This is a genomic window from Dickeya sp. ws52, from assembly GCF_007210685.1.
GTDB classification, from domain to species: domain Bacteria; phylum Pseudomonadota; class Gammaproteobacteria; order Enterobacterales; family Enterobacteriaceae; genus Dickeya; species Dickeya chrysanthemi.
The window spans coordinates 18,212-31,362 of sequence record NZ_SZVX01000018.1; the positions used below are offsets into that span (position 1 = coordinate 18,212).

The window sequence follows — 13,151 nt, forward strand, 5'->3', positions numbered from 1 at the left end:
CAATGTTGACTTACATCATTTAACGGGAACCCGCTTTCAGGTCCTGCCACATAACAGCACACCGTTAAAGAAAAGGCTGCTTCTGGCAGGACAGGACCATGATTTCACTCAATAACGTTTCTTCCGTGCTCAATACCAGCAGCACGGCCGTCAACAATAATGACAATGATATCGACGAGCAGACGCCGATCGGCTCACCGTCTAAAACCGGCGAGGCTCGTCCCTCGCACGACAAAACCCTCAACGACGCGATGGAAGAAGTCGCCGCCAGCTTTGGCGAGCAGATTGAACGCAAAAGCAAAGCGCTTAACCGCCGGCAAATCAGCCAACCGCAGAGCCGTATGATGGCCAACATTGAACGCATCGAAAAACTGACCGAGCTGTTCGAATTGCTGGAAAACCCGAAGCACCCGACGCTTGACCAGCAAATCCGTCAGATGCAGGGGTTGTTGGGTCAGTCCTCGCCGCCATCGGTCGACGCCATCATGCAGGCGGCGGGCGGCGACGCGGCGCGCAGCGATATCGTTCTGCGTCATGTACTGAGCCAGGCGCAACAACAGCAGGATGCGTCGCTCACCCAGGCCGCCGGCCAAAGCCTGGAAAAGTTACATCAGGAAAAAGGGCCGGAAGTTCGGGCGGGGCTCAACACCGCCGCCGCCATTTCCCTGTTCAGTACCGACCCTAACCAGAAGCAGGCGCTGCGCGACCTCTACTATCAGCGCATTGTCCATCAACAATCTCCCAGCGCCCTGCTCGATGCCTTACTGGAACGCTTCGATGCACAACACTTCGCGGCCGGGTTGCGCACACTGCAACGCGCGCTGGCGGCGGATATTGCCTCACTGGCGCCGTCTATTTCAAAAAATGTGCTGAGCAAAATGCTCACCAGCCTGAACGACTCGCGCCAGTTGAGCCACACGCTGTCGGCCAGCCAGTCGCTGTTGGCGCGGCTGGCGTCGCGTATGCCGGAATGCACGCTGGGTGCGGTAGAACTGACGCGACGATTGATCGGCCTGAGCGCTAACGGCGCTTACGCCCGCGACTTGCATAATCTGGGCCGCGAAGTCGCCGGGCAGGATCTCCAGCGCCAGCTGATGTTTTTCAATGGCCTGCTGCCGCTGGTCAACGACCTGCCGCACCCGCTGTGGCGCGATGCGAAAAATCGGCTCACCGCTCTGCAACTGATTCGCAGCCTGATCGGCGATTTCGCCCAGTACGAAAAGCAACAGCAGCAGGATAACGCCGCATCAATGAACGACCGTTCTCGGAACAAGGGGTAACCGATGGCTATCCTGATCGTCTGGCTTAACCGTTTTGCCATGAGCGCCATGCAGCGCTCCGAGGTGGTGGGCGCCGTGATCGTCATGGCGATTGTGTTCATGATGATCATCCCGCTGCCGACCGGTCTGATCGACGTGCTGATTGCGTTCAACATCTGTATTTCATCACTGTTGATTGTGCTGGCCATGTACCTGCCCAAGCCGCTGGCGTTCTCTACATTTCCGGCGGTATTACTGCTGACCACCATGTTTCGGCTGGCGTTGTCCATCTCCACCACCCGACAAATCCTGCTGCAACAGGATGCCGGTCACGTGGTGGAGGCGTTCGGCAACTTCGTGGTAGGCGGCAATCTGGCGGTGGGGCTGGTGATCTTCATGATCCTGACGGTGGTGAACTTTCTGGTCATCACCAAAGGGTCGGAACGTGTGGCGGAAGTGGCGGCACGCTTCACGCTGGATGCGATGCCCGGCAAGCAAATGTCCATCGACAGCGACTTGCGCGCGGGGTTGATAGACTCGCAACAGGCCCGCCAGCGCCGGGAAAACCTGGCCAAGGAGAGCCAGTTATTCGGGGCGATGGACGGGGCGATGAAGTTCGTTAAAGGGGACGCCATCGCCAGCCTGGTGATCGTGTTCATCAACATGATTGGCGGCTTTGCCATCGGCGTGCTGCAAAACGGCATGGCCGCCGGCGACGCCATGCACATTTATTCGGTGCTGACTATCGGCGACGGTTTGATTGCCCAGATCCCGGCGCTGCTGATTTCACTGACCGCCGGGATGATCATTACCCGTGTGTCGGCAGACGGCCAGAAAACGGACAACAATATCGGCCGGGAAATCGCCGAGCAGCTGACCAGCCAGCCCAAAGCATGGATTATCTCATCAGTAGGGATGTTGGGGTTTGCGCTGTTGCCCGGTATGCCGACGCTGGTGTTTCTGCTCATTAGCCTGGCATCGCTCGGCAGCGGGTTATTCCAGCTCTGGCGCGCCAAACAAAGCGGATTACAAGATGCGCTGCTGGCGGACGACGGCCTGCCTGCCGACCAGAACGGCTATCAGGACTTACGCCGCTTTAATCCCACCCGCGCCTACCTGTTGCAGTTCCATACCGTGTGGCAAGGTGCCGCCGCCGCCGCGTTACTGGTGCAGGAGATCCGCCGTCTGCGCAACCGGCTGGTGTATCACTTTGGTTTTACGCTGCCGTCGTTCGACATCGAATTTACCCCCAACGTACCGGAAGATGAGTTTCGTTTCTGCGTGTATGAAATTCCGCAATTGCGGGCCAGTTTCGGCGTGCCGCTGCTGGCGGTGCCGCGCGGGCAAATGCCGGAAGACGCGCTCGACGACGGCATGATGCTGGGGCTCGCCACCCGCGATGAGCATCACCTGTTATGGCTGACGCCGGAACACCCGATGCTACAGCAGCCGGAACTGAGCCCCTGGAGCCCGGATGCGCTGATCCTGAGCCGCATGGAGAATGCGATTCATCGCAGCGGCGCGCAATTCATCGGGTTGCAGGAAACCAAGTCGATCCTCGCCTGGCTGGAAAGCGAACAACCGGAACTGGCGCAGGAACTCCAGCGCATTATGCCGTTGTCGCGCTTTGCCAGCGTGTTGCAACGGCTGGCATCGGAACGGGTGCCGCTGCGCTCGGTACGGCCGATTGCGGAGGCGCTGATCGATATCGGCCAGCATGAACGCGACATCAACGCCCTCACCGACTACGTCCGTCTGGAACTGAAAGCGCAGATTTGCCACCAGTACAGTCAGGACGACAGCCTCACCGTCTGGCTGCTGACGCCGGAAACGGAAGAACTGCTGCGCGACGCGCTGCGCCAGACACAAAACGAAGCCTTCTTCGCACTCACCCAGGAATACGCCGCCACCCTGCTTGGCCAGTTACGGCGCGCCTTCCCGCCGATGATGGCGCCGTCGTCGCTGATTCTGGTGGCGCAAGACCTGCGCAGCCCGCTGCGCATTCTGTTGCAGGATGAATTTCATCATGTACCGGTGCTGTCATTTACCGAACTGGAATCGCACCTGTCGATCAACGTAGCGGGCCGTATCGACCTGCTGGACAGGATTGACCCTTTTAACGCATAGGAAACGCAATATGTTTGAACTACGTGTTCTGACCGGATTACACCGAGGGGCCGCGTTGCCGCTGAGCGGAACCTCATGGCGTATCGGCTCTTCCGACGAAGCCGACATGGTGCTCTACGATCCCGGCATCCGCGAGCAACATTGCTTGCTGGAAAAATTAACCACGGGCTGGCAGATAGCCGTACTGGACGGCCCGGTCATCAATAGCGAAGGCCACGCCGTGGAGCAATCGCTGATGCTATCGCCCGGCACGCCCTTTGCCGTCGGCGGCATCTGGCTGTGCGTGGTCAGCGCCGATACGCCCTGGCAGGATGAGGCGGAAGAAACGCCGCCGGATGAACAACAACACGTCGGCGACGCCGAAACGCCTGCGGACGCGCCGCCGACCGAGGCCGTTGCCCCCGAGGAAACGTCCCCGACGCCGACGCCGGAAACCCTGTTGGTGTTGCAGGAAAAACGCCGTCTTCCGCTGTGGGCAAAATTCAGCTACCTGCTGCTGGCCGTGCTGCTGTTCATGATCATCGGCAGTTGGATGTTGCAGGAAACGGCGGCGATGCCGCCGGCACCGCCGGCGCAGGATACCCGTTTACCGATCGGTACGTTGCCGCAGCTTAACAGCACCCTGCAAACCATGCTTACCGACCGCGAGCTGGAGCGGCTGGTCACCACCAGCCTGGATAACAACCGCATCGTCCTGAGCGGCGCGCTGCTGCCGGCGCAACACACCCGGCTGGCACGTATGCTGGCGCAATTTCACCAGCGCTACGTCACCGCGTTGCAGATTGAAAACCTCACCACGGTGAAAAACGACCAGTTGCCGTTCCAGATAGTACAAGTCACCAGCGGCCCGAAAGCGAATGTCGTCACCTCCGACGGCCGTCGTATCTTCGTCGGCGATGAGGTGGACAACCTGCGACTGGTCAGCATCAACGACAGCCAGATCGAATTTCGCGGCAAACAACAGATCAAGGTGAACTGGTAATGAGCACACTGGATGTCATCGACACCCGCTACCCGCAGCTCACCCAATGGCTGCGACGGCAACAGCGCCAGTTGGCGGCGTATTCGCCGGTAACGCGACAAGGTCAAATCATCGGCATCAGCGGCATTTTGCTGGAATCCAGCTTGCCGAACGCCCGCATCGGCGATTTATGTCTGGTGGAACGCAACGACAGCTCACAGGTGCTGGCGGAAATCGTCGGTTTCAGCCCCAGCAACACCTTCCTGTCGGCGTTGGGCGCGCTGGACGGCATCGCGCAGGGGGCGGTCGTCACGCCGTTGTACCAACCGCATTGCGTGCAGGTTTCCGATGCACTGTTCGGCAGCGTGCTGGACGGATTCGGTCGTCCGCTGGAGGAAGGCGGCCACAGTGCGTTTGTCGAGCCGGGCGATCTGAATGCCAATCCGATGCCGGTGATCGGCGATGCGCCGCCGCCCACTGAACGCCCACGTATCGCCGACCCGTTGCCCACCGGTATGCGCGCCATCGACGGCCTGCTGACGATCGGCTGCGGCCAGCGCGTCGGGGTGTTCGCCGGCGCCGGCTGCGGCAAAACCACCCTGCTGGCGGAACTGGCGCGCAACACCCCATGCGACGCCATTGTGTTCGGCTTAATCGGCGAGCGTGGCCGCGAACTGCGCGAATTTCTCGATCACGAGCTGGACGAACAGCTACGCAGCCGCACCGTGCTGGTCTGCTCCACCTCCGATCGCAGCAGTATGGAACGCGCTCGCGCCGCCTTCACGGCAACCGCCATCGCCGAAGCCTTTCGCGCGGCGGGCAAACAAGTGCTGCTGATTATCGACTCGCTGACCCGCTTTGCCCGCGCCCAGCGTGAAATCGGCCTGGCGCTCGGCGAACCGCAAGGGCGCGGCGGGCTGCCGCCTTCGGTTTACACCCTGCTGCCCCGCCTGGTGGAGCGCGCCGGGCAAACCCGCCAGGGCGCGATCACCGCCCTGTATTCGGTGCTGATCGAACAAGACTCGATGAATGACCCGGTCGCCGACGAAGTACGCTCGCTGATCGACGGCCACATCGTGCTGTCGCGTCGGCTGGCTGAACGCAACCACTATCCGGCCATCGATGTGCTGATGAGCCTGAGCCGTACCATGAGCAACGTGGTGGAGCGGGAACACACGCGCAACGCCAATGCCGTACGACGGCTGATGGCCGCCTACAAACAGGTGGAAATGTTGATTCGCCTCGGCGAATACCAGCCGGGGCACGATGCCCTCACCGATGCCGCCGTCAGCGCCAACGACGACATCAACCGCTTTCTGCAACAAGCGATGCGCGAGCCGCAGAGTTTTGAGTTTATCCAGTCGCAACTCGCCGAGGTGAGTCAGTATGCCAATCTCTAACGCCATGAAATCCGTCAGCGTCATGGAAGAAGAACAGCCGGACACCAGCGCACAAGAGCTGAATGCGGTACTCAACCAGTTGTTGCCGATCCGCCGTCAGCGCCTCAGCCGCGCCGAGCGCCAGTTACGACAGGCCGAACAGACGCTCAGGCAAACCGAGGCGGCGTTACGCGCTCAGCAAGCGCAACTGGAACAGTTGCAGGCCGAATGGCGGCAACAGCGCGACACTTTTCTGCGCGAAGCGCTGGGCAAAACCCAAACGCTGGAATCACTGAAAAACCAGTTGGAACAGGAGCAAAAACAGATTCGTCAGATTCAGGCGCAGGTGCTGCTGTGTACCGACTGGCAACAACAGTATCTGCACCGCCAACAACTCGTCGGGCAGGCCAGGGAAGCGGCGCGCCTTTGTCAGAAAGCCGTTGAAAAACTCGAGTTTCTGTTAACCACTTATCAGGAGGCGATATGACCCCTCACCTGCCTGCCGCGCCCGATGTGTCGCAGCCCGGCCAATCTCCGTTACCGCATGACCAGGCGCTGGATTTCCCCGGCTACGGGTATGACGATACCGGCATTGAAGATCCGTTCGAGGATCTGTTCGACCCGGAAATGCAGTTCCCCGATGCCAGTTGGCTACCGTTTGGCCCGCCGATGGCGTTGCATCCCCCGCTCAATCTGGATGGCTTCATCGATGCCCCGTCGTCAACGGAACCGGTTGTGCCGGTGTACTGGTCGGCGCTGGAATCGTCGCTCACCGACATGCCGTTGCTACGCCGGGGAGAACCCTTGTCGTTCAGTTTGCAATTACCGCAGTTGGGCAACGTCGATGTCCGCATGGTTACGCTCCCCGCCAACGGCTGGGATGTGTCGCTGCGTTTCGGCAAAACCGCGTATGAGCAATTGAAAGGCCTGCGCGATAACTGCCGCCGTTCGCTGGCGGATACGTTACGCGCTCCGGTTCGCCTGCAATTTGAAAGCCGGGAGGATGAAGAATGATTCCGCTGGCTCAGACACTGCGACCGGTCAGCCGGGCGCGGGCGGCACTCTCCCGTCAACTGGCGACGGCGCACCGCTTCGCCTTCATGCTGGATGGCCAGCCCGGCGAGTTGCGTTTGCAATTGGCGCAGGAAGCCGTGCCCGACGCGCAGGAGAGCGGCTGGCGCTGCCACGCCGGAACGCTGTGGCTGGACAACGCCGCCCCGTTGCTGTCGTTGTTTTCCGCCTGCCCGGCGCTGCTGCCCGGCCCGCATGACAGTGAAGACGCCGTACACTGGTATTGGACCCACTACAACCAGGCGCTCAGCCCGACGCTGCGCGACCTGTTCGGCGAGTTTCAACCGCTATTCCCGGCGCCAACGGGCCACTCAACCTTACCCGACAAGACACAACCGCCAGACGATTCAGCACCGGCCGAGGTGACGCTGTGGCTGGACGCCAGACGGGGTGATTTCCGGGTGCGCAGCCGGTTGCGTACCTCGTACCAGACCTTGCAGCAATGGTTAAGTCGGCCGGGGTGGTCGGTCCCGCGCTATCCGCTGCCCGGTCATCTGGCGATAAGGGTGCCGTTAACACTGGCGGAAGTGACGTTGTCACACGAACAATTAACCCATTTGGAACCGGGCGACCTGATCTGTCCACTCAAACAGTACTTTTCACCGCAGGGCGACGGCAGTATCACGCTGGCCGACCGGCGGTTGACCGGGCGGCTCAGGATGGACGTGCTGGCCCCTTACTGGTTTACCGTGACAGAACTGGAGGAATGTCCCGTGACAACACCTTTTGACGACACCGCCGTTTTCGATAATACCGCCTCTTTCGATGCCTATACCGCGTCTGAAGCCTCTCCGTATGCGGAGTATGGCGTACCGGATGGCGACAACCCTGCCGGCGCGTTGTCCGGTTATGCGTTGCCGCCGCTGACGCTGGCGCTGACCGTGCGTTGCGGCTACCTGACGCTGACACTACAGGATTTGCAGCAACTCGCCCCCGGCACGGTGCTGACGTTGCAGCAGGCGACGCCCGGTGAAGCCACCCTCTATCACGGCGAACAGCCGCTGGCATTGGGGGAACTGGTCGATGTGGAAGGGCGACTGGGATTGCAGATCACCCGCCGCCTCGGGGTGGATGGCGAGATAGCACCGGAGTCATCACGATGACCTCGGGCAGCTTCGATCCGGTAATGTTTGCCCTGTTTCTGGGCACCTTGTCGCTGATCCCTTTGTCGATGATCGTCTGTACCTGCTTTCTGAAGATCTCGATGGTTTTGATGATCACCCGCAACGCCATCGGGGTACAGCAGGTGCCGCCCAACATGGCGCTGTACGGCATTGCGCTCGCCGCCACCGTCTTCGTGATGGCCCCGGTATTCAGCGACATCAAACAGCGATTTCAGGATGCGCCGGTCGATTTCAGTAACCTCGACGCGCTGGAAAGCAGCGTCACCCGCGGCATCGAGCCGTTGCAGAAATTCATGTCGCGCAACACCGACCCGGATATTCTCACCCATCTGCATGAAAACAGCCTGCGTATGTGGCCGGCGGCGATGTCCGAGAAAATCACCACCCAAAGCATTCTGCTGATCGTGCCCGCTTACGTGCTGTCGGAACTGCAGGCCGGATTTAAAATCGGTTTTCTGATTTATATCCCGTTCATCGTTATCGACCTGATTGTCTCCAACGTCTTGCTGGCGCTGGGGATGCAGATGGTCGCGCCCACCACGCTTTCGCTACCGCTCAAGCTGCTGTTGTTCGTGCTGGTCAACGGCTGGACCCGCTTGCTCGACGGCCTGTTCTACAGTTACCTGTGAGGCGACGATGGAAACGCTCAATCTATTCCGACAAGCGATGGTGCTGGTGGTGATGCTGTCGGCGCCGCCGCTGCTGGTCGCGGTGGTGGTCGGCGTGCTGATTTCGCTGCTACAGGCGGTGATGCAGCTACAAGACCAAACGTTGCCTTTCGCCGTCAAGCTGGTGGCGGTAGGGCTGGTGCTGGCCATGACCGGCCGCTGGATCGGCGTTGAACTGATCCAACTGGCGATGATGGCCTTCAATATGATCGAACAAGTCCGGGCGTGAGGCCACTATGCTCTCCATCGCCACCATCCAGAATATTTACGACTTTATTTACGCGCTGACGCTGGGTGTCGCCCGGTTGTATCCGTGCCTGTTTCTGGTGCCGCTGTTCTCCTTCTCGATTATCAAAGGTATGCTGCGCAACGCGGTGGCCATCGCCATCGCGCTGGTGCCGGCCGGCGCCATCCAACAGCAAATGCTGACCACCACAATCACCTGGCCGATGCTGCCGGCGCTGCTGCTGAAGGAGCTGGTGATCGGGCTGTTGTTGGGGGTGGTGCTGGCCATGCCGTTCTGGCTGTTCGAGTCGGTCGGCGCGCTGTTTGATAACCAGCGTGGTGCGCTGACCGGCGGCCAGCTCAACCCGGCGCTGGGCAGCGATGCCACCCCGCTCGGCCACATGCTGAAAGAGCTGTTTACCATGTTGCTGGTTCTCACTATCGGCTTTTCCGGCTTTACCCAATTACTGTGGGACAGCTACCGGCTGTGGCCGGCGCTGGATTTTCTGCCGCCGTTATCGGAACAGGGGTTTCACACCTATCTCGACCTGCTCAAAGAGACCTTTCAGCACATGATTGTGTACGCCGGGCCGCTGGTGGCGCTGCTGCTGCTGTTGGAATTCAGCATCGCCATTCTCAGTCTTTACAGCCCGCAGTTACAGGTGTATGTGCTGTCTACGCCCGCTAAGTGTCTGGCGGGGATGGCGTTTTTCGTACTCTACATGCCAGTGTTGCAGTTTCTCGGCGAAGGCCGGCTCAACGCACTGACCGATCTGAAACACCTGTTTCCCCTGTTCTTTCAGGCATCGTCCTGACGGACCGGCGACAGGCTACGGCGATGAAACGCTAAGGTGCCGGGATGAGTGAAAAAACCGAAAAACCCACCCCCAAAAAATTGCAGGATGCCCGCAAAAAAGGGGAAGTAGGCCAAAGTCAGGATGTGCCCAAGCTGCTGATCAGTTTTGCCTTGCTGGAGATGATTCTGGCATTGACCGACAGCGGCATGAGCAAATTACAAGCGCTGATGCAATTGCCGCTGAGCCGCATTTCCGACCCTTTCGGCCATGCCGCCGATGAAGTTTTCAGCGAAGCGCTGGCGCTGCTGGCCACCTTTTGCCTGCTGACCATCAGCGTAGCGCTGCTGATGCGTATTGTCGGCGGCTGGATCCAGTACGGCCCGTTGTTCGCCGTGGAAGCGCTGAAACTCGACTTCAACCGCCTCAACCCGATCAATCAAATTAAGCAAATGTTCACCATGCGCAAGCTCACCGACATGCTGACCAACCTGCTGAAGGCGACGACCATCGGGTTGGTCTTTTGGCTGGTGGTGATCCCGCAACTGGAGTGGCTGGTGGAGCTGGCTTACGGCGATCTGACCGCATTCTGGAAAGGTGTGGAAAACGTACTGAAAAGCGTGTCGCGCACCACCCTTTCCGCGCTACTGGCGCTGGGCGTATTCGACTTCGGGTTGCAGAAATATTATTTCCTCAAACAGCAGCGCATGAGCCACGAAGATATCCGTAACGAGTACAAAAACTCGGAAGGCGACCCCCACATGAAAGGGCACCGAAAATCCGTAGCGCAGGAAATTCTCAACGAACCGGCCAGCCCGCGCGTCAAACCCAAAGTGGAAGACGCCGACCTGCTGCTGGTCAACCCGACTCACTACGCGGTGGCGCTGTTCTACCGGCCCGGCAAGACGCCGCTGCCGCGCATTCTGCTCAAAGGCGAGGATGATCAAGCCAAGGCGTTGATCGCCCGCGCACATCAGGCCGGCGTGCCGGTGATCCGTTTCATCTGGCTGGCGCGCACCCTGTACCGGGTGCCCGAAGGCCACTACATCCCGCGCGATACCCTGCAACCGGTTGCGCAGGTCTATAAGGTACTGCGACAATTGGAGAAAGACCTGCCGCAGCGGGAGCAGAATGTGATTGAGATGGGGTGACAGACAAATCGGCATAAGCCGATTTGAGGCTGTTGACAAACAGCCGGGTTGTCTTGTGAACGGTGAAAGTCTGCCTATTCAGTGAATGGTTTCGTGCGGGATAAACGGTGTGGTTCCTCTGCTATTTCATCGCACGCACGACAAGGAGAGGTGCAAGCGCCACCTCTCCTTGACCTCTGGCTGGTGGCTAAACTGCGGCGCTACGCGCTACCTTCGGCGTTCGACTTCGCTGTTCGGGCCGCCCATGACGTGTTCCCAACACGGCACGGGCTTTCGCGACGTCCTGTCGCTCACCCGGCGAAGTCGCCCACCTCAGCGCAGTTTTTGACGCCGGAAAGATGCTTCATCCTGTAGTTAATGCGTTTGTCAGCAGTCTGAAATCGGCATAAGCCGATTTGCGCGCTGCCGACAGCGGCCCGTAGGGCGAGGCCCATTGATGGGCCAGGTAAGAAAGCCAATACACCTGCAACGTGAAGTATGACGGGTAAACAGCCATAACCCTCAGATCCGCACCGGGCATCTCTGCGTTTGCCGCCTTCATTGCGTAAAGAAAAAACCATCGCCGTCAAAAATCGTTTCAATATAATCCTGCGCCTGATTTAAATATTTGCTATCACGGCAGTTATTCCTTTTTGCCGATACCTTTTACGGATCAGCAGATACCTTTTACGGATCAAAAGTGCGCCTATGTTCAAATCGTTTTTTCCTAACCCTAAACTGTTTTTCTCCTCCGCGTTGATCTGGTCGCTGGTGGCGGTGTTCCTCTGGTATGGCTGGTGGCGTCCGCTGGGCGATAGCCTGCTGCACACCAGTGAACCGTTGCCGCAAGGCGCGATACGCTTCCTGTCGCCCGCTTTTTTGTGGTTCTACGGTTACTATCTGCTGTGCGTGAGCCTCTTCGCCGGCGCCTGGGCATTACTCGACCCACACCCCTGGCAACGCTGGTCGATTCTCGGCACCTCGTTGATTATTTTCGTCACCTACTTCTCGGTCGAGGTCGGCGTGGCGGTCAACGACTGGTACGTCCCTTTTTACGATTTGATCCAGAAAGCGCTGAGCGCGCCTAATACCACCACGATTCAGGCGTTTTACCAGCAGTTGCTGATTTTCCTCGGTATCGCGCTCACCGCGGTCACCGTCGGCGTGCTGAATATGTTTTTCGTCAGCCATTACGTTTTCCGCTGGCGTACCGCCATGAACGATTACTACACCTCGCACTGGCAAGCGCTGCGCCATATTGAAGGGGCGGCACAGCGTATTCAGGAAGATACCATGCGCTTTGCATCCACAATGGAGAGCCTGGGGGTTGACCTGGTGAAATCGCTGATGACGTTGATCGCGTTTTTGCCGGTGCTGGTGAGCCTGTCGTCGCACGTCAAATCGCTGCCGCTGCTCGGCGAAGTTCCTTACGGTTTGGTGATTGCCGCTATCGTCTGGTCGCTGGCGGGAACCGGTTTGCTGGCATTGGTCGGCATTAAGCTGCCGGGGCTGGAGTTCAACAACCAGCGGGTCGAAGCGGCTTACCGTAAAGAACTGGTCTACGGCGAGGATGCCGCCGACCGCGCCACGCCGCCGACGGTAAAACAGCTCTTCGGTAATGTGCGGAAAAACTATTTTCGCCTCTACTTTCACTACACCTACTTCAATATCGCCCGGGTGCTCTATCTGCAAACCGACAATGTATTTGGCATCATCATGCTGTTGCCGTCGATCGTAGCCGGTAGCCTGACGCTCGGTTTGATGACCCAGATTACCAACGTGTTTGATCAGGTACGCGGCTCGTTTCAGTACCTGATCAACTCCTGGGCCACCATCGTGGAATTGATGTCGATTTATAAACGTTTACGCAGTTTCGAAGCGACCATTCAGGATGTGCCGCTCTCCCTCGACGCGGCCGATGCCGCCCCCGATGCCTGACACATCCCGAGGCTGCGCCGTCACCACGGCAGCGCAGCCTTACTCCATGATGAAACCCCGGAAACGCCACACGGGCTGAATACCCGCGCTCGACTTCTCTCCCTTTCTTTATTTCTTCCTGAATAATTCGCCCCTGCTTACAGCATCGCGCAATCAAGTTCGACCTCAAAAATGCTGATGTTCCGGTAAGGAACGGACAACGGAAATTATTTTTCCGATTAGAGACGAAATGAAAAAATATGATTTACTCAGGAGAGTTAAAAATAATTTTTTGAAAGAGCGTTTAAAAAAAATCGTTTTTATAGTTCACCCAACTAGTACACGAAATCATTTTACGGGTTTTGGGAAAAATAAAAATAAAACAAGGAAGAATCTGGAATAAGAAATACAAACAACCTGTAATTTCATTATGTTACAAATCGTTTGCATTTTTAAAAAATGTGATAGTATTCACACGTTTTTTCCCTCCGTGAAA

General features: G+C 58.5%; 12 protein-coding genes. All 12 read left to right on the forward strand.

Translation table 11 applies throughout. From position 1 onward, the window contains the following. Positions 1–98 precede the first annotated feature (98 nt). Positions 99–1,280: a type III secretion system gatekeeper subunit SctW gene (sctW, locus tag FDP13_RS16470; RefSeq protein WP_012769612.1), complete on the forward strand. Its 1,182-nt coding sequence runs from the start codon at positions 99–101 to the stop codon at positions 1,278–1,280. 3 nt (positions 1,281–1,283) lie between these two features. Continuing rightward, positions 1,284–3,386, forward strand: a complete 2,103-nt coding sequence (gene sctV, locus FDP13_RS16475) for a type III secretion system export apparatus subunit SctV (protein WP_033575698.1) — start codon at positions 1,284–1,286, stop codon at positions 3,384–3,386. A 10-nt stretch (positions 3,387–3,396) separates the two neighbouring features. After that, positions 3,397–4,368: a type III secretion system inner membrane ring subunit SctD gene (sctD, locus tag FDP13_RS16480; RefSeq protein ID WP_143839916.1), complete on the forward strand. Its 972-nt coding sequence runs from the start codon at positions 3,397–3,399 to the stop codon at positions 4,366–4,368. Beyond that, entirely contained in the window at positions 4,368–5,747 is a 1,380-nt protein-coding gene (gene sctN, locus FDP13_RS16485; RefSeq protein ID WP_033575700.1) for a type III secretion system ATPase SctN, read from the forward strand. The genes sctD and sctN overlap by 1 nt, the downstream gene beginning before the upstream one ends. After that, entirely contained in the window at positions 5,734–6,213 is a 480-nt protein-coding gene (locus tag FDP13_RS16490) for a hypothetical protein (RefSeq protein WP_012769608.1), read from the forward strand. Before sctN ends, FDP13_RS16490 begins: the two co-directional genes overlap by 14 nt. Beyond that, complete coding sequence (locus tag FDP13_RS16495) at positions 6,210–6,740, forward strand: type III secretion system HrpP C-terminal domain-containing protein (RefSeq protein WP_012769607.1); 531 nt, start codon at positions 6,210–6,212, stop codon at positions 6,738–6,740. The genes FDP13_RS16490 and FDP13_RS16495 overlap by 4 nt, the downstream gene beginning before the upstream one ends. Next, positions 6,737–7,900, forward strand: coding sequence for a FliM/FliN family flagellar motor switch protein (locus tag FDP13_RS16500; RefSeq protein WP_143839917.1), 1,164 nt, complete (start codon positions 6,737–6,739; stop codon positions 7,898–7,900). Before FDP13_RS16495 ends, FDP13_RS16500 begins: the two co-directional genes overlap by 4 nt. Next, on the forward strand, positions 7,897–8,550 hold the full coding sequence (gene sctR, locus FDP13_RS16505) for a type III secretion system export apparatus subunit SctR (protein ID WP_012769605.1): 654 nt from the start codon (positions 7,897–7,899) through the stop codon (positions 8,548–8,550). Before FDP13_RS16500 ends, sctR begins: the two co-directional genes overlap by 4 nt. A 7-nt stretch (positions 8,551–8,557) precedes the next feature. Continuing rightward, positions 8,558–8,818: a type III secretion system export apparatus subunit SctS gene (sctS, locus tag FDP13_RS16510; protein WP_012769604.1), complete on the forward strand. Its 261-nt coding sequence runs from the start codon at positions 8,558–8,560 to the stop codon at positions 8,816–8,818. A gap of 7 nt (positions 8,819–8,825) precedes the next feature. Continuing rightward, positions 8,826–9,629 carry a type III secretion system export apparatus subunit SctT gene (gene sctT / locus FDP13_RS16515; RefSeq protein ID WP_012769603.1) on the forward strand — a complete coding sequence of 268 codons (804 nt, stop codon included), beginning with the start codon at positions 8,826–8,828 and terminating at the stop codon, positions 9,627–9,629. Positions 9,630–9,673: 44 nt separating this feature from the next. After that, positions 9,674–10,759 carry a type III secretion system export apparatus subunit SctU gene (gene sctU / locus FDP13_RS16520; RefSeq protein WP_027711913.1) on the forward strand — a complete coding sequence of 362 codons (1,086 nt, stop codon included), beginning with the start codon at positions 9,674–9,676 and terminating at the stop codon, positions 10,757–10,759. 687 nt (positions 10,760–11,446) lie between these two features. Continuing rightward, entirely contained in the window at positions 11,447–12,676 is a 1,230-nt protein-coding gene (sbmA, locus tag FDP13_RS16530; RefSeq protein ID WP_143839918.1) for a peptide antibiotic transporter SbmA, read from the forward strand. The last annotated feature ends 475 nt before the right edge of the window (positions 12,677–13,151 follow it).

Excerpts from the sequence above, each read along its gene's own strand:
- sbmA (WP_143839918.1), top strand. The coding sequence starts at position 11,447 with ATGTTCAAATCGTTTTTTCCTAACCCTAAACTGTTTTTCTCCTCCGCG.
- sctV (WP_033575698.1), top strand. The coding sequence starts at position 1,284 with ATGGCTATCCTGATCGTCTGGCTTAACCGTTTTGCCATGAGCGCCATG.
- FDP13_RS16490 (WP_012769608.1), top strand. The coding sequence starts at position 5,734 with ATGCCAATCTCTAACGCCATGAAATCCGTCAGCGTCATGGAAGAAGAA.
- sctD (WP_143839916.1), top strand. The coding sequence starts at position 3,397 with ATGTTTGAACTACGTGTTCTGACCGGATTACACCGAGGGGCCGCGTTG.
- sctN (WP_033575700.1), top strand. The coding sequence starts at position 4,368 with ATGAGCACACTGGATGTCATCGACACCCGCTACCCGCAGCTCACCCAA.
- sctR (WP_012769605.1), top strand. The coding sequence starts at position 7,897 with ATGACCTCGGGCAGCTTCGATCCGGTAATGTTTGCCCTGTTTCTGGGC.
- FDP13_RS16500 (WP_143839917.1), top strand. The coding sequence starts at position 6,737 with ATGATTCCGCTGGCTCAGACACTGCGACCGGTCAGCCGGGCGCGGGCG.
- sctS (WP_012769604.1), top strand. The coding sequence starts at position 8,558 with ATGGAAACGCTCAATCTATTCCGACAAGCGATGGTGCTGGTGGTGATG.
- sctW (WP_012769612.1), top strand. The coding sequence starts at position 99 with ATGATTTCACTCAATAACGTTTCTTCCGTGCTCAATACCAGCAGCACG.
- FDP13_RS16495 (WP_012769607.1), top strand. The coding sequence starts at position 6,210 with ATGACCCCTCACCTGCCTGCCGCGCCCGATGTGTCGCAGCCCGGCCAA.
- sctT (WP_012769603.1), top strand. The coding sequence starts at position 8,826 with ATGCTCTCCATCGCCACCATCCAGAATATTTACGACTTTATTTACGCG.
- sctU (WP_027711913.1), top strand. The coding sequence starts at position 9,674 with ATGAGTGAAAAAACCGAAAAACCCACCCCCAAAAAATTGCAGGATGCC.